Below are 13,870 nucleotides of genomic sequence, written 5' to 3'. Positions count from 1 at the left end.
CAGTTCGTCAAAGGACATGGTCTGGCCCCCTCGGAGACAGTTCATGTTGTGACGGCCCCAACGGGCGCGACCGCAAGCACGAATTACGGGCAAAGCTGCACCACTCCCTGCTATTTGCCGCTCCTGCGCGCAAAGGGCGGCGAGGTAACGGTCGCGATGGACGGCCATCATACCGAACGTTTCACTGTCACCAGCAGCGTCTCCGATGAACGCATCGCACGCCGAGCCGCTTCAAACGCCGTCGAGGCAATCGATCCCGATCCTGTCAGCATCCTCCTCACCGCCGCAGCGCAACTCGCGGATGGGAAGGGCGGGGTAATGTCGCTCGACGAGCGCGATTTCGTAATCGAGATGCGGCCTCTGGAAGCCGGCGAGGAAGACCAGCTTGCTCCAGCAGAGCCCATCACCGGTGAACGTATTCCCATCGATATCTCCGAGACTACCACCGAATAGATCATGCAGTCTTGCTGAGCGGCTTGCGGCAGAGGCTGAGGCCGCCTAAATGATCGCGCATGAACGATCTTGCGAACTCTCCGCAGACCAAGCCGGATGAAAACCGCCCGCCGCGCCAGCGCAAGCCGGACTGGATCCGTGTTCGCGCGCCGGTAAGCGAAGGTTATCATGAGACGCGCCGATTGATGCGCGAGCTCAATCTGAACACTGTCTGCGAGGAAGCGGCCTGCCCGAATATCGGTGAGTGCTGGACCCAGAAGCACGCGACCGTGATGATCCTGGGCGATGTCTGCACGCGTGCCTGTGCGTTCTGCAACGTCAAGACCGGGATGCCGCGCGCCGTTGATCCGATGGAGCCGGAAAACACCGCCATTGCTGCAGCCAAGATGGGGCTCAAGCACATCGTCATCACGAGCGTCGACCGCGATGATCTGCCCGATGGCGGGGCAGGGCAGTTCGTCAAGGTGATCGAGGCCCTGCGCCGCAATACGCCGGACACGACAATCGAAATCCTCACTCCCGATTTCCGCGGCAAGATGCGCCCTGCCGTGGAAGCAATTTGTGAAGCCGGACCAGATGTTTACAATCACAACCTCGAGACAGTCCCGCGCCTCTATCCGACGATCCGCCCCGGTGCGCGCTACTACGCCTCGCTTCGCCTGCTCGAAGAGGTGAAGGCGCACAATCCGCTGATCTTCACCAAGTCCGGCATCATGCTTGGCCTGGGCGAACAGCGGCTCGAAGTGCATCAGGTGATGGACGACATGCGCAGCGCCGAAGTCGATTTCATCACGATGGGGCAATACCTCCAGCCGACACCGAAACATGCAGTTGTTGAAGAATTCGTCACACCGAAAGCATTCAACGCCTATGGCTCGATCGCGCGGGCCAAGGGGTTCCTTCAAGTCGCGTCGAGCCCGCTCACCCGCTCGAGCTATCACGCCGGCGATGACTTCGCGGTGATGAAGGCCGCGCGCGAGGAAAAGCTGCGCAAGAGGGACCGCCTGGACGCCTGATGGTCGGAATTCGCGAAACCCGCAGGCTGCCCTACAGCGCAGAGCAGATGTTCGATCTGGTCGCAGATGTGAAGCGTTACAATGAGTTCCTGCCGTGGGTGATCGCGACGCGAGTCCGCTCGGACAGTCAAACCGAGATGGTCGCCGACATGGTGGTCGGGTTCAAATCAATTCGCGAGAAATTCACCTCGCGCGTGACCAAGGATCGCCCGAACGAGATCGACGTGCACTATGTCGATGGCCCCTTGTCAGATCTCGACAATGTCTGGACCTTCCGCGCCATCGACGAGCACGCGTGCGAGATCGATTTCTTCGTCGATTTCGAGTTCAAGAACCGCGTGTTTCAGGCGCTTGCAGGACAATATTTCGAGCGTGCATTCCGCAAGATGGTCGCCGCATTCGAGCAGCGCGCGAACGATCTTTACGGCAGTAACAGGTCCAGCGCGCAAATTGTTGCCTGACGGCGGATCGAGGCACGCTCGCTGAGGCCCGTTTCTGCCTCGTCGCTGCCATCGAAATGCTTCAGTTCGCCCTCGGGCTCGCCGTCCTGATTACGATAGGCACGCGCAAACACGACCGTCCCGACAGGCTTGAGTTGCGTCCCGCCGCCCGGCCCTGCAACGCCGCTGATCGCGACCGCGACGTCAGCATTGGAGTTCTTCAAGGCGCCCTCGGCCATTGCCCAAACGCAGGCGATCGAAACCGCTCCGAATGTCTCGATAATGTCCTGCGCAACGCCCAGCGATTCCATCTTCGATTCGTTGGAATACGTCACAAAACCGCGATCGAGCACGGATGACGAGCCGGCAATTTCGGTAATCGCCGCCGCGACAAGGCCGCCCGTACAGCTTTCCGCAAGCGCGATTTTGCGGCCAGCAGCCTTGTTCTCGGCCACCACCTGCGCAGCGAGTTCGTCAATGTCGGCGGGGAGTAGCTGCTTGGTCATATCCTGTTCCTTCAACCGTACCGCGGTCAGGCCGATGATCGCTTGTGCAGCGATACCTTCCTCCCGTCCGGTAAAGCCCAGCCTTTCGGTCGTAGTTGCTTTTATACTTACAGCATTTTCGGCAAGACCTGTGAGCCGCGCGACCTCTGCCCGCATGGCCGGGCGGTGCGGACCGATCTTTGGCGCCTCGCAAATTATCGTGAGATCGATATTGGCTAGCCTGTATCCGGCTTCGGCGGCGAGTGTCACGGCATGTTCGAGGAACTTGCCCGAACGCGCGCCCTTCCATTGCGGATCGCCAGGCGGGAAATGCGCGCCAATGTCGCCAGCGCCGATCGCACCGAGCACCGCGTCGGTTATCGCATGCAGCGCCACATCGGCGTCCGAATGTCCCGCAAGGCCCTTGTCATGCTCAAGCTTGATCCCGCACAGCCACAGCTCCTCGCCCGTTTCCAGACGGTGGACGTCGTATCCTTGGCCGACACGGAATTGCGGAGTTGTCATTGTGTCTGCGAAATCCTCAGCGAAGGTGATCTTTCTCAACTGTTCGTCACCGTCGACGAGCGCTACTGAACCGGAACTTGCCGCGAGCACCTGCGCGTCGTCTCCCGCATCGGGCTCTGTGGTCCACGCCTGGTGCGCTGCAAGGATATCGCCATAGCGGAACGCCTGCGGGGTCTGGACCCTGCGCAGCGCATCGCGGTCCGCCTTTCCGGCCATTGTATTCGCTGCGCTGGCAATTGCGAGACTATCGACCACTGGGAGGACCGGGATCGCGCCCGAATGCGTTTTAAGTGCAGCGATGAGCCGCTCGATCACGGCAAGCGGCAGATCGGGGCGGGCCGCATCATGGATGAGAACACGCTCGGGTGATACGCCAGCGAGAGCCTCAAGCCCGGCCTTGACCGATTGCTGGCGCGTCGCACCTCCATCCACAGCTACGGCATTGCCCGGACAGCCCGCTGCAACCAAGGATTCCTCATGCAGGCCCGGCGGAGCGACGATGACGATATGTTCGCACCCCGCGGCGTTCAGAGCCTCGACCGAATGCATCAGGACAGGCTTGCCGCGGGTTTCGCGAAACTGCTTCGGTGTGCCGCCTCCGGCTCTCAGCCCTTTTCCTGCGGCGACAATGATCGCGGAGAATGCGGGGAGGGGAGTGGGGGCTGCCATAGCGGCCCCGCGCTTAGGGTCTGGACGCACAATGCGCAATCCACTATGCGCTGCCCAATATTTAGGCACACATGAAATGACCACGCTCCCAACCCCTCCGGCCATCAAGCCGATTGCAATCGGCCCCGTCGAAATTGCCGAGCCGGTTTTACTGGCGCCGATGACGGGCGTGACCGATATGCCGTTCCGAACCTTGGTGCGGCGCTACGGCTCTGGCCTCAACGTTACCGAAATGGTCGCCAGCGAGGCGGCAATCCGCGAAACGCGCCAGTCGATTCAGAAGACCGCGTGGGACCAAATCGAAGAACCGGTTTCCATGCAACTGGTTGGCTGCGATCCTGACAGTATGTCAGAGGCTGCCAAACTACAGGAAGGCAACGGCGCAGCAATCATCGACATCAATTTCGGTTGCCCGGTGCGCAAGGTCGTCGGCCAGTTCGCTGGCTCCGCCCTGATGCGCGAAGTGCCATTGGCGACGAAGCTGATGGAAGCGACCGTGAAGGCGGTCGATGTGCCGGTCACGGTGAAGATGCGGATGGGCTGGGATCACTCGAGCCTCAATGCCCCTGAAATGGCGCGGATTGCCGAGGATCTCGGCGTGAAGATGATCACTGTTCACGGACGCACCCGCAACCAGATGTACAAGGGCAGCGCAGACTGGTCCTTCATCCGCAAGGTAAAGGACGCGGTTTCCATCCCGGTCATCGTCAACGGCGACATCTGCACGATCGACGATGCTGCGAAAGCGCTTGAGCAATCGGGCGCAGACGGTCTCATGATCGGGCGCGGCGCCTACGGCAAGCCGTGGTTGCTTGGCCAGGTCATGCATTGGTGGCGCACCGGGGAAAGCATCTCTACTCCCAGCTTTGACGAGCAATACAGCGCGCTGGTCGAACACTATCACCGCATGCTCGATCACTATGGCCGCGATGTCGGGACCAAGATCGCGCGCAAACATCTTGGCTGGTACACAAAGGGTATGCACGGTTCCGCCGAGTTCCGGAACAAGGCCAACTTTATCGACGATCCCGATGAAGTGCTGGGCGAGATCGAGCGTTTCTACGAACCGTTTCTGCACCGCCGGGCTGCCTGACATGGCCTCAACCGAGGTCGCGGGAGGACCAGATGCAAGCAGCGCTGACCTACCTGTTCATATGAGCGACAAGCCGTCCGCGGTCGACCAGATCGCCGGGCTGGTTTTCGCCATGCTCCTGATCGACGGCGAAGGCGCGATCGCGCAAGTCAATCAGGCTGCCGAAAACCTTCTGGGCCAGAGCGCGAAAAGGCTCGCTACAAAGTCGATAAGCGATGTCCTTGGCGGAATTGACGAGCGTGTCGAGGAGCGATTGGCCAACAATGATGCGGCTCTCGTCGCGCGGGATATCCGCATTCATGCAGGTGAAGTGGAAACGCGCGTCAACCTGACCGTGTCCCCTCTGAGCAGCCATCCCGGCTGGCGTGTCGTGACCTTGTCCGAGATTTCGCACGAGGATACGGCGAACGATGCCGACTTGGGCGCCACGATTGGCGCTCCGTCGATTCTCGCGCACGAGATCAAAAACCCGCTTTCGGCCATTCGCGGGGCCGGGCAACTCGCCGCGCGCAAACTGCCGCTCAAGGACAAGAAGCTGGCACGGATGATCACCGACGAGGTCGACAGGATTGCGCGCCTGATCGACAGGATGCAGCAGCTCGGAAGCACGACCAGCGAACCTGCCGCTCCATGCAATCCGCATGAAGCCATTCGCAGCGCCATTGCGACGGTCCGCGCCGCAGACGGCCCGCAGGTGCAAATCCGTGAAGAATTCGATCCGTCCCTTCCTCCGGTCCTGGTCAACCGCGATGCGCTGGAGCAGGTGCTGATCAACCTTGTCTCCAATGCGCGCGATGCTGTCGCCGGCTCGGACGACCCGGGCAAGGTGACCGTGCAGACGCGGTTCGTCAGCGGTCTTGCATTTAGCGCGATCCGTCTTGGCCGAGCGGTGCGACTTCCGATTGAAATCACGGTGACGGACAATGGGGCCGGGATCGACGCTGCGCTCCGCGACCACATGTTCGAACCGTTCGTGTCTTCGAAGAAATCGGGGCAGGGCCTCGGCCTTGCGCTGGTCCGTAAACTGGTGCGCGACATGAATGGCCGTATCAGTCACGAACGCGACATCCGCGCGGGTCTGACCCATTTTCGCCTGCACCTGCCTCAAAGCCCGGGCAGCGGAGGCCAGTCCTGATGTCTGCAACAAATACCCGCCGCGTCCTGCTGGTCGAAGACGACAGCGCCATCGCGACCGTAATTGTCGCTGCGCTTGAGGACGAGGGGTACGCAATCGAGCATTGTTCAAGCGTTGCGGCCCGCGATGGCTGGCTCGCCAACCATACATTCGACGTCATGCTGACCGACGTGATGCTGGAAGATGGCGACGGTCTCGCCAGCCTTGAAACTGCCCGCGATGCGGCGCCGCACATGCCGGTGATTGTGCTGTCGGCGCAAAATACGCTCGATACAGCAGTGCGCGCCAGCGACAGCGATGCATTCGAATATTTCCCCAAGCCGTTTGACCTCGATGAATTGGTCCATGCAGTGCAGCAGGCTTGCGGCGACGTGGGCAATGTCGCCGACTTGCCTGACCAGGCTAGCGATGACGGAATGCCGCTCGTTGGCCGAAGCCAGGCGATGCAAGGCGTCTACCGGATGATCACGCGGGTGCTCCGCAACGATCTGACAGTGCTCGTCACTGGGGAAAGCGGAACCGGCAAGGAACTGGTGGCCGAAGCTATACACCAGCTTGGCAGTCGCCGGTCGGGGCCTTTCGTCGCCGTGAACACCGCAGCCATTCCCGCCGATCTTATCGAAAGCGAGCTGTTTGGTCACGAAAAGGGCGCATTCACCGGTGCTATTGCGCAGGCCATCGGCAAGTTCGAACAAGCCAATGGCGGAACGCTCTTCCTCGATGAGATCGGAGACATGCCTGCAGAGGCGCAGACCCGACTATTACGAGCGCTGCAATCAGGCCGGATCCGCCGTGTTGGCGGGCGGCAGGAAATCGCGGTCGATGTACGCATCGTGGCAGCGACGAACCGCGACCTCGTGCCTATGATCTCGGCAGGGACATTCCGCGAAGACCTCTATTACCGGCTCAACGTCGTCCCGATTGAGCTGCCGCCCTTGCGCGATCGCCGCGAGGATATCGAGGTGCTTTCCCAGCATTTCCTGGCGCAGGCTGCCGAAGACGGGCTACCGCGGCGGCAATTGTCGACCGGTGCGATGGAAAAGCTCGAGCAGCGCAATTGGCGCGGCAATGTCCGCGAGCTGCGCAATGTGATCTACCGGCTGGTCCTGATGGCTCGCGATGACGTGATCGACACAATGTCGCTTTCGGACATCATCGGCGAGGAGGCCCTGCCGATTGCGGAACAGGGCAAGCCATCAGAAGGCGGAATTTCGCAAGCATTGAACGCATGGCTTCGCACGGAAAATCCTGCATCGGGAACGGTGTATTCGCAGGCGATCGCGGCATTCGAGAAGCCGCTGATTGAACATGCTTTGGGCAAAACCAGCGGCAACCAGCTGCGCGCTGCAAAGCTGCTTGGGATCAACCGGAATACCTTGCGTAAACGCATCGGCGAACTCGGCATCGAACCTGATCGCTTTGCAAGACCGGTTTAGCGCACAAACGGGGGCCATTGGGCAGTTAAGGCTTGCACAATAGCAACACTATCGTTGTAAGTGGGCAACGATGGCAAGCTCCGCGTCACCAGCCAAGGCTCAATCCCCGCGGCAATTCCCGCGGTGGTGGCGGCAGTTCATCGTCTCGTCGAGGCGAGCCAATATCTACCTGTGGTTCGAAGTGCTCGCGGTCGTTTCGCTGATCGCGGCGATTGTTGCCAATTACCTCGCCTATTCACGCGGGACCGAGCAGGGGCAGATCCTGTCCCCGATGGAAGTGTCGCTGCTCCTCATGTCGGTGCTCGTCCCGGCTATGGGCTTGCTGATCCTGATTGGCCGCCGCCTTGCGCTCCAACGCGCTGCTGGGAGCACTGCGCGCCTGCATGTACGGCTCGTGTTCTTCTTTTCGATGGTCGCCGCCGTGCCGACCTTGCTCGTTTCAGGCTTCGCCGCGTTCCTGTTCCAGACGGGTGTCGATTTCTGGTATTCGGACGATTCTCGCGGCCTGATGGAGAATGCGAACGAGCTTGCGCAAAGTTATTACGATGCAAACCAGCGTGAGGTTCAGGACGAGACCATCACGATGGCCAGCGACATGCGCGTCATCCTCGAACGCGTGCCTATAACCGAGCAGGATTTCGCTGATTTCTACGCTTTCCAAGCGCAATCGCGCGACATATCGGAAAGTGTAATTCTTCAGCGTCTCGATGATGGTAGCCTGCGCACCGCAGCCACTTATGAGTTGCTCGCGGACAACCGACCGATCGAGTTCAGCGAATCCGTGCTTCCGCAATTGGACGAGGGAGAATTCGTGGTGGTGCGCGGGAGCCCAGAACGCATCGCCGCGCTCGCTGCAATCGATCGGGATAGCGGGATTTATCTTTACAATGCGCGCAATACCGAGGCGACGATGTTCAATTCGTGGACGCGGGCGCAGGCGGTCGCATCGGCGTATGAAACTCTGACCGATGAATCCGGAACGCTCCAGCTCCGCTTTAACATCGCGCTGGTGCTGGTGAGCCTTTTGCTCGTTGGCGTCGCCGTGTGGTTCGCGCTGCGCTTTGCAGATCGGCAGGTCGAGCCGTTGACCGATCTCGTCGGCGCGGCTCGCAAGGTGGGGCAGGGTAACTTCGCCCTGCGGGTCGAAGGGCGCAAGGGCGCCGACGAGATTGGCCTGCTCAACCGCGCCTTCAACCGCATGACCGCGCAGCTTGAAAAGCAGACCGAGGCGTTGGTGAGTGCCAACCGGCAAATCGACGATCGCCGCGCATTCATGGAAGCGGTGCTCGAGTCCGTGAGCGCGGGAGTGATCTCGGTCGATGAAGATAGCCGCGTGCTGCTGATGAACGAATCGGCACAGGGGCTGCTTGCACAGGAAGGATCGGGCGATCTTGTCGGCAAGTCGCTCGATACGCTCTCGCCCGAGATTTGCCAGATGGTCAGGGAGGGCCAGGAACGCGCTATCGTCAGCCACGCAAAAGACGCCGAATTGCTGACACTTGCGGTAAAAGTCGCGCCGGGAAGCAGCGGTCACGTCATCACCTTCGAAGACATAACGCGCCAATTGCTCGACCAGCGGCAGGCCGCATGGTCGGACGTTGCCCGCCGTATCGCGCATGAAATCAAGAACCCGCTCACACCGATTCAGCTTGCGACCGAGCGTCTGAAGCGACGCTATCGCAAGCAGGTCGAAGATGCAGATGGCGAGCTGTTCGACGAACTCACGAGCACGATCGTCCGCCAGGTCGGTGACCTGCGCAAGATGGTCGATGAATTCTCCTCCTTTGCACGGCTGCCAAAGCCCGTTTTCCGCTCCGAAGACGCGGTCGACCTCGTCCGGCAGGCGGTGTTCCTGCAAGAGGTCGCGCATTCGGGGATCGAGTTCAAAGTTTCAGCAGAGAAACTCGACCAGCGCACCATACGCTGCGATCGCCACCAGCTGGGGCAGGCCATGACCAACGTCCTGAAGAATGCGGTCGAGGCGGTAGAGGCGCGCGCGGCGGAAACGCGCGGCGAATATGCCGGACGCATCGCGGTAACCATGACCAGCGACGACAGCATGCTTTCGATCACGGTCGAAGACAACGGCATCGGTCTGCCGCAAGAACGCGACCGCCTGACCGAACCCTATATGACGACGCGTGAGAAAGGCACCGGCCTCGGCCTCGCCATCGTCAACAAGATTGTCGATGAGCATGGCGGCGATATGAGCTTTGCGAGCACCGACAATGGCGGCTCGTGCGTCACCTTGCGCTTCGCGCGCGACCCCCAGATTGCGGACATCGAACCGGCATGACTGCGCTCACCATCATTTTTCCAACCAACGCCCCAAGGAGCCTCGCATGGCGCTCGAAATCCTGATTGTCGACGATGAACGCGATATCCGCGATCTCGTCTCCGGTGTCCTCGGCGATGAAGGTTATGAATGCCGCACCGCTGCCGACAGCACCAGAGCGCTCGCGGCAATCGACGAAAGGCGGCCCAGCCTCGTCCTGCTTGATGTGTGGCTGCATGGCAGCGACATGGACGGGCTCGAACTCCTCGACGCGATCAAGACGCGCGAGCCGGACCTCCCGGTGATCATCTTCTCCGGGCACGGCAATATCGACACAGCGGTTTCTGCTGTCAGCCGCGGGGCGATGGACTTCATCGAGAAGCCATTCGAGGCCGAGCGGCTCTTGTTGCTGGTCGAACGCGCGACCGAAACCGAGCGGCTTCGCCGCGAAAATTCGCGGCTTCGCGACAGCAGCTGGAGCAGCGCCGAGTTTACCGGCAACTCCTCTGCGATCAACGCCGTGCGCGCCACCTTGAAACGCGTCGCCAACACCGGCAGCCGTGTGCTCATCTCAGGGCCGGCGGGTGCGGGCAAGGAAGTTGCGGCGCGGCTGCTTCACACCTGGAGTGGTCGAGCCGACGCCGCTTTCGTGCTGGTCAATTCCGCGCGCATCACCCCGGAGCGGTTCGAACAGGAATTGTTCGGCGAAGAATCTGATGGAAAGCAGGTGCGACCGGGGCTGCTAGAAATGGCAGACGGAGGTACGCTGTATCTCGACGAAGTTGCCGACATGCCGCTCTCCACGCAGGCCCGCATCCTCCGCGTCCTCACCGAGCAGAGCTTCGTGCGGGTCGGCGGTACACGGCAGATCGGCGTCGATGTTCGCGTCGTCTCCTCGACCACTCGCGATCTGACGGTCGAAATGGAGGAAAACCGGTTCCGCGAAGACCTGTTCTATCGGCTCAATGTGGTACCCGTGACCATCCCGTCGCTGAGCGAGCGTCGCGACGATATACCCGCGCTGGCCGAGCATTTCTTCACCCGCTACTCCAACGATCAGGGCCTTGCTCCGCCGAGCATTTCCGAAGAGGCGATGGCGGCGCTGCAGGCGTATGACTGGCCCGGCAACGTCCGCCAATTGCGCAATGTGATCGAGCGTACGATCATCATGACCCCCCGCGACCGCCTTACCGTGGTCGAAACCGACATGCTTCCGGTCGAGATCACCGGCGGCAAACTGGCCGCGTCCGGGCAGGGGCTGTCTGCCATGATGGGCGTGCCCTTGCGTGAGGCGCGCGAGAGTTTCGAGCGGGAATACCTGACAATCCAGATCCGGCGCTTCTCTGGCAACATTTCCAAGACGGCGACCTTTATCGGCATGGAAAGGTCAGCCTTGCACCGCAAGCTCAAGCTTCTGGGCATGGCGGAACGACGCGAAAGCGCTCGGAAGGAGTAGGCAGAGGCGCCGGCAACCTGCCTAAAGGGTTAAAAAACAGGCATTGCCGGTAACTCGTCCAATCGCCATGATAGGCAATGAGGTATTGCAAGTGGGTGGGCTGCTGGCATTTGCCTTATCCGCGGACCGTAATAACGTACCGCCAATAATACAGGAGCATGATACATGTCGAATGGGCGGACTCTCTCTCCGCGTCCAACCTCAAGCGCCGAAGGCGCTGGCGAATCTCCCCGGCAAGGTGGAGGACAGGCCAGCGGCAATGGCGGCGGGCAGGGCAACCTGCAAGACGCATTCCTAAACCTGCTACGCAAGAACAAGACCCCAGTGACCATGTTCCTGGTCAAGGGTGTCAAGCTGCAAGGCATCGTGACGTGGTTTGACAATTTCTCGATCCTCCTGCGGCGCGACGGTCAATCGCAGCTCGTCTACAAACACGCGATCTCGACAATCATGCCCGGCCAACCGATCGACGCGGGACAGTTCCAGACGAGAGCAGGAAACAAGAAGCAGCGCCTGCTGCAGGACGTATTCCTCAGCAAGGTCAGCGACAGCCATGTCCAGGTCACCATGTTCCTGGTGAACGGCGTGATGCTGCAAGGGCGGCTTGCCGCTTACGACCTCTTCTGCATGCTGCTGGAACGTGACGGGGCGGTGCAACTCGCGTACAAGCACGCAGTCTCCACCATTCAGCCAGCAAGTCCTGTTGATCTGAGTGATGACGATGACAGTGACACCTTCGCCGAGGATTACGGGGCAGAAGACTGAGTTTCGACGATGACCTGATGGATGAGGTGACCCGCGGTGCGCGGGCCCTCGTGCTGTACCCTGACATCCGCACGCTGCGTTACGATCTGGACGCACGCGAGCGGCTTGAAGAGGCGCAGGGCCTCGCGCTCGCTATCGGTGTGGTCATCGGTCACTCGGAGGTTCTAGCGGTTAGGCAGATGCAGCCGAACACCCTGTTTGGATCAGGGCAAGTCGAGAAGATCGCGACCTGGTGCGAACAGTATGAGTGCGAGCTCGTTATCGTTGACGGTGCGCTGTCTCCGATCCAGCAGCGCAATCTCGAAGAAAAGCTGAAGCGCAAAGTCATCGACCGGACCGGGCTTATCCTCGAGATATTTGGAGAGCGCGCCGCCACCGCGGAAGGCCGCTTGCAGGTCGAACTCGCTCACCTAGATTACCAGCAGAGCCGGCTTGTGCGCAGCTGGACCCACCTTGAGCGGCAACGCGGCGGCTTCGGTTTCCTTGGCGGACCTGGTGAAACCCAGATCGAGGCCGACCGCCGGATGATCCGCCAGCGCATGAGCCGTCTGCGCCGCGAACTGGAACAAGTGCGCAAGACGCGGACCCTCCACCGAGAGCGGCGGGGAAGGGCGCCGTGGCCTGTCATCGCTCTGGTCGGCTACACCAATGCCGGAAAATCGACGCTGTTCAATCGGCTGACCGGAGCAGACGTGATGGCAGAGGACCTGCTGTTCGCGACGCTCGACCCGACCATGCGTGCGATCAGCCTTCCAGGAGTAGAAAAGGCGATCCTTTCGGACACGGTGGGTTTCATTTCCGACCTTCCAACGCAGCTCGTCGCGGCTTTTCGGGCAACTCTGGAAGAAGTCACCGGCGCCGATATCATCTGCCATGTCCGCGATATGGCTAATCCGGCTCATGCGGCGCAGAAAAAGCAGGTCATGGACGTGCTTGCCGATCTCGACGTAGTGGACCGCGAAACCGGGACGAGCGAGATTCCCATTCTTGAAGTCTGGAATAAGGCAGACCTGCTCGGCCCTGAGCGCGAAGCAGAACTACGCCAAGCCGCAATCGGGCAGGATGCGGTGCTGATTTCGGCCGCGAGCGGTGCCGGGATCGAGACTTTTACCGAACAGGTCGCCGAATTGCTCACGGTCAAAGCCAAAGAGGTCACTGTAACGCTTCCCGCAAGCGATGGCCGCCGCCTGGCGTGGCTCCATGCGCACGGTGACGTGTTGGAGGATGAAGAAGCAGGGGAAGGGGAGCACGGTCCGCTGCGCCGTCTGACCGTCCGCCTCAATCCGAAGGAATTGGGTCAATATGCGAGCTTAACCAGCTAATAAACGCTATTTTTCTGAGGCTTTTACGGCCTGCCACAGCTTCTCTTGCTCATCCAGAGCGAGTTCTGCGAAACCGCCATCGGCCAGGTTTTCCATGTCCCGGAAACGCCGTTCGAACTTCGAGTTTGCGCTGCGAAGCGCGTCCTCTGCCGAGATTCCATGTGCCCGGACGTAATTGACGACGGCAAAGAGGAGATCGCCTGCCTCCTCGATCTTCTCTGTCTGCGAGCCAGCCGACTTAACTTCTTCTATCTCCTCTATGATCTTGGACTCAGACCCGCTTGGATCGGGCCAGTCGAAACCGGTGCGCGCAGCACGTTTCTGGATCTTTTGTGCTCGCATGAGAGCTGGAAGCGCCAGTGCCACGCCGTCTAGTGCGCTTGTTGCGCCTTTTTCGCTACGTTCGGCTTCCTTGAGGTTTTCCCACCGCGTTTCGCCCATTGCACCGCCTTCATCGCCGAATATGTGCGGGTGGCGCGTTTCCATCTTGTTGCTGATCGATCTGGCTACGTCTTTGAATTCGAAGGCTCCGGCTTCCTCGGCCATGCGCGCATGGAATACGACCTGGAGGAGCAGGTCGCCGAGCTCGTCCTGCAATTCGGCCATATCGCCACGCTCGATTGCGTCCGCAACCTCATAGGCTTCCTCGATCGTGTACGGGGCGATGCTGGAGAAATCCTGAGCCAGATCCCATTCGCATCCGCCGTCAGGATCGCGCAGTCGCGCCATGATCGCGAGCAGGCGGTCGATTTGAGATAGATTATCGGCGTGAGGGGCACCCTCGCTCATACGTCACCTAG

The 13,870-nt window shown here is 60.6% G+C and carries 12 protein-coding genes and 1 pseudogene; 10 read left to right on the top strand and 3 right to left on the bottom strand.

Translation table 11 applies throughout. The features are described from left to right. Positions 1 to 48 precede the first annotated feature (48 nt). The 3 genes from AC0L39_RS09190 to AC0L39_RS09180 are packed head-to-tail and all read left to right on the top strand — an operon-like array spanning position 49 to position 1,930. Positions 49 to 453 carry a hypothetical protein gene (locus tag AC0L39_RS09190; RefSeq protein ID WP_473257309.1) on the top strand — a complete coding sequence of 135 codons (405 nt, stop codon included), beginning with the start codon at positions 49 to 51 and terminating at the stop codon, positions 451 to 453. 59 nt (positions 454 to 512) lie between these two features. Beyond that, complete coding sequence (lipA, locus tag AC0L39_RS09185; protein ID WP_473257308.1) at positions 513 to 1,469, top strand: lipoyl synthase; 957 nt, start codon at positions 513 to 515, stop codon at positions 1,467 to 1,469. Next, positions 1,469 to 1,930 carry a type II toxin-antitoxin system RatA family toxin gene (locus tag AC0L39_RS09180; RefSeq protein WP_473257306.1) on the top strand — a complete coding sequence of 154 codons (462 nt, stop codon included), beginning with the start codon at positions 1,469 to 1,471 and terminating at the stop codon, positions 1,928 to 1,930. Before lipA ends, AC0L39_RS09180 begins: the two co-directional genes overlap by 1 nt. Here AC0L39_RS09180 and AC0L39_RS09175 read toward each other — a convergent pair. Together AC0L39_RS09175 and AC0L39_RS09170 are read right to left on the bottom strand one after the other, a co-directional pair. Beyond that, entirely contained in the window at positions 1,891 to 2,415 is a 525-nt protein-coding gene (locus AC0L39_RS09175) for a CinA family protein (protein WP_473262333.1), read from the bottom strand. The genes AC0L39_RS09180 and AC0L39_RS09175 overlap by 40 nt on opposite strands. Before the next feature lie 27 nt (positions 2,416 to 2,442). Further along, positions 2,443 to 3,588: pseudogene (locus tag AC0L39_RS09170) on the bottom strand (bifunctional 2-C-methyl-D-erythritol 4-phosphate cytidylyltransferase/2-C-methyl-D-erythritol 2,4-cyclodiphosphate synthase); the annotation flags it as partial. 76 nt (positions 3,589 to 3,664) lie between these two features. Here AC0L39_RS09170 and dusB point away from each other — a divergent pair. The 7 genes from dusB (at position 3,665) to hflX (ending at position 13,070) form a co-directional block, all read left to right on the top strand. Next, complete coding sequence (dusB, locus tag AC0L39_RS09165) at positions 3,665 to 4,681, top strand: tRNA dihydrouridine synthase DusB (RefSeq protein ID WP_473257305.1); 1,017 nt, start codon at positions 3,665 to 3,667, stop codon at positions 4,679 to 4,681. Positions 4,682 to 4,742: 61 nt separating this feature from the next. Beyond that, on the top strand, positions 4,743 to 5,816 hold the full coding sequence (locus tag AC0L39_RS09160) for a two-component system sensor histidine kinase NtrB (protein ID WP_473257303.1): 1,074 nt from the start codon (positions 4,743 to 4,745) through the stop codon (positions 5,814 to 5,816). Further along, complete coding sequence (locus AC0L39_RS09155) at positions 5,816 to 7,252, top strand: sigma-54-dependent transcriptional regulator (protein ID WP_473257301.1); 1,437 nt, start codon at positions 5,816 to 5,818, stop codon at positions 7,250 to 7,252. Before AC0L39_RS09160 ends, AC0L39_RS09155 begins: the two co-directional genes overlap by 1 nt. Before the next feature lie 70 nt (positions 7,253 to 7,322). Continuing rightward, positions 7,323 to 9,548 carry a sensor histidine kinase gene (locus AC0L39_RS09150; RefSeq protein WP_473257299.1) on the top strand — a complete coding sequence of 742 codons (2,226 nt, stop codon included), beginning with the start codon at positions 7,323 to 7,325 and terminating at the stop codon, positions 9,546 to 9,548. Between the two features lie 46 nt (positions 9,549 to 9,594). Continuing rightward, on the top strand, positions 9,595 to 10,983 hold the full coding sequence (ntrX, locus tag AC0L39_RS09145) for a nitrogen assimilation response regulator NtrX (protein ID WP_473257297.1): 1,389 nt from the start codon (positions 9,595 to 9,597) through the stop codon (positions 10,981 to 10,983). Between the two features lie 165 nt (positions 10,984 to 11,148). Next, complete coding sequence (hfq, locus tag AC0L39_RS09140) at positions 11,149 to 11,748, top strand: RNA chaperone Hfq (protein ID WP_473257296.1); 600 nt, start codon at positions 11,149 to 11,151, stop codon at positions 11,746 to 11,748. 17 nt (positions 11,749 to 11,765) lie between these two features. Beyond that, complete coding sequence (gene hflX, locus AC0L39_RS09135; RefSeq protein WP_473257294.1) at positions 11,766 to 13,070, top strand: GTPase HflX; 1,305 nt, start codon at positions 11,766 to 11,768, stop codon at positions 13,068 to 13,070. Positions 13,071 to 13,076: 6 nt separating this feature from the next. Here the strand turns inward: hflX and mazG are convergent, their stop codons facing one another. Further along, positions 13,077 to 13,859 (bottom strand): nucleoside triphosphate pyrophosphohydrolase, encoded by a 783-nt coding sequence (gene mazG, locus AC0L39_RS09130; protein ID WP_473257292.1) that lies wholly within the window; start codon positions 13,857 to 13,859, stop codon positions 13,077 to 13,079. Positions 13,860 to 13,870: the final 11 nt, after the last annotated feature.

This window comes from Erythrobacter sp. K21-9 (genome assembly GCF_055808355.1).
The sequence above is the reverse complement of the archived record's forward strand: the minus strand, read 5'-3'. Positions and strand labels throughout refer to the sequence as shown.

Excerpts from the sequence above, each read along its gene's own strand:
- lipA (WP_473257308.1), top strand. The coding sequence starts at position 513 with ATGAACGATCTTGCGAACTCTCCGCAGACCAAGCCGGATGAAAACCGC.
- AC0L39_RS09180 (WP_473257306.1), top strand. The coding sequence starts at position 1,469 with ATGGTCGGAATTCGCGAAACCCGCAGGCTGCCCTACAGCGCAGAGCAG.
- AC0L39_RS09175 (WP_473262333.1), bottom strand. The coding sequence starts at position 2,415 with ATGACCAAGCAGCTACTCCCCGCCGACATTGACGAACTCGCTGCGCAG.
- dusB (WP_473257305.1), top strand. The coding sequence starts at position 3,665 with ATGACCACGCTCCCAACCCCTCCGGCCATCAAGCCGATTGCAATCGGC.
- AC0L39_RS09160 (WP_473257303.1), top strand. The coding sequence starts at position 4,743 with ATGAGCGACAAGCCGTCCGCGGTCGACCAGATCGCCGGGCTGGTTTTC.
- AC0L39_RS09155 (WP_473257301.1), top strand. The coding sequence starts at position 5,816 with ATGTCTGCAACAAATACCCGCCGCGTCCTGCTGGTCGAAGACGACAGC.
- AC0L39_RS09150 (WP_473257299.1), top strand. The coding sequence starts at position 7,323 with ATGGCAAGCTCCGCGTCACCAGCCAAGGCTCAATCCCCGCGGCAATTC.
- ntrX (WP_473257297.1), top strand. The coding sequence starts at position 9,595 with ATGGCGCTCGAAATCCTGATTGTCGACGATGAACGCGATATCCGCGAT.
- hfq (WP_473257296.1), top strand. The coding sequence starts at position 11,149 with ATGTCGAATGGGCGGACTCTCTCTCCGCGTCCAACCTCAAGCGCCGAA.
- hflX (WP_473257294.1), top strand. The coding sequence starts at position 11,766 with ATGGATGAGGTGACCCGCGGTGCGCGGGCCCTCGTGCTGTACCCTGAC.
- mazG (WP_473257292.1), bottom strand. The coding sequence starts at position 13,859 with ATGAGCGAGGGTGCCCCTCACGCCGATAATCTATCTCAAATCGACCGC.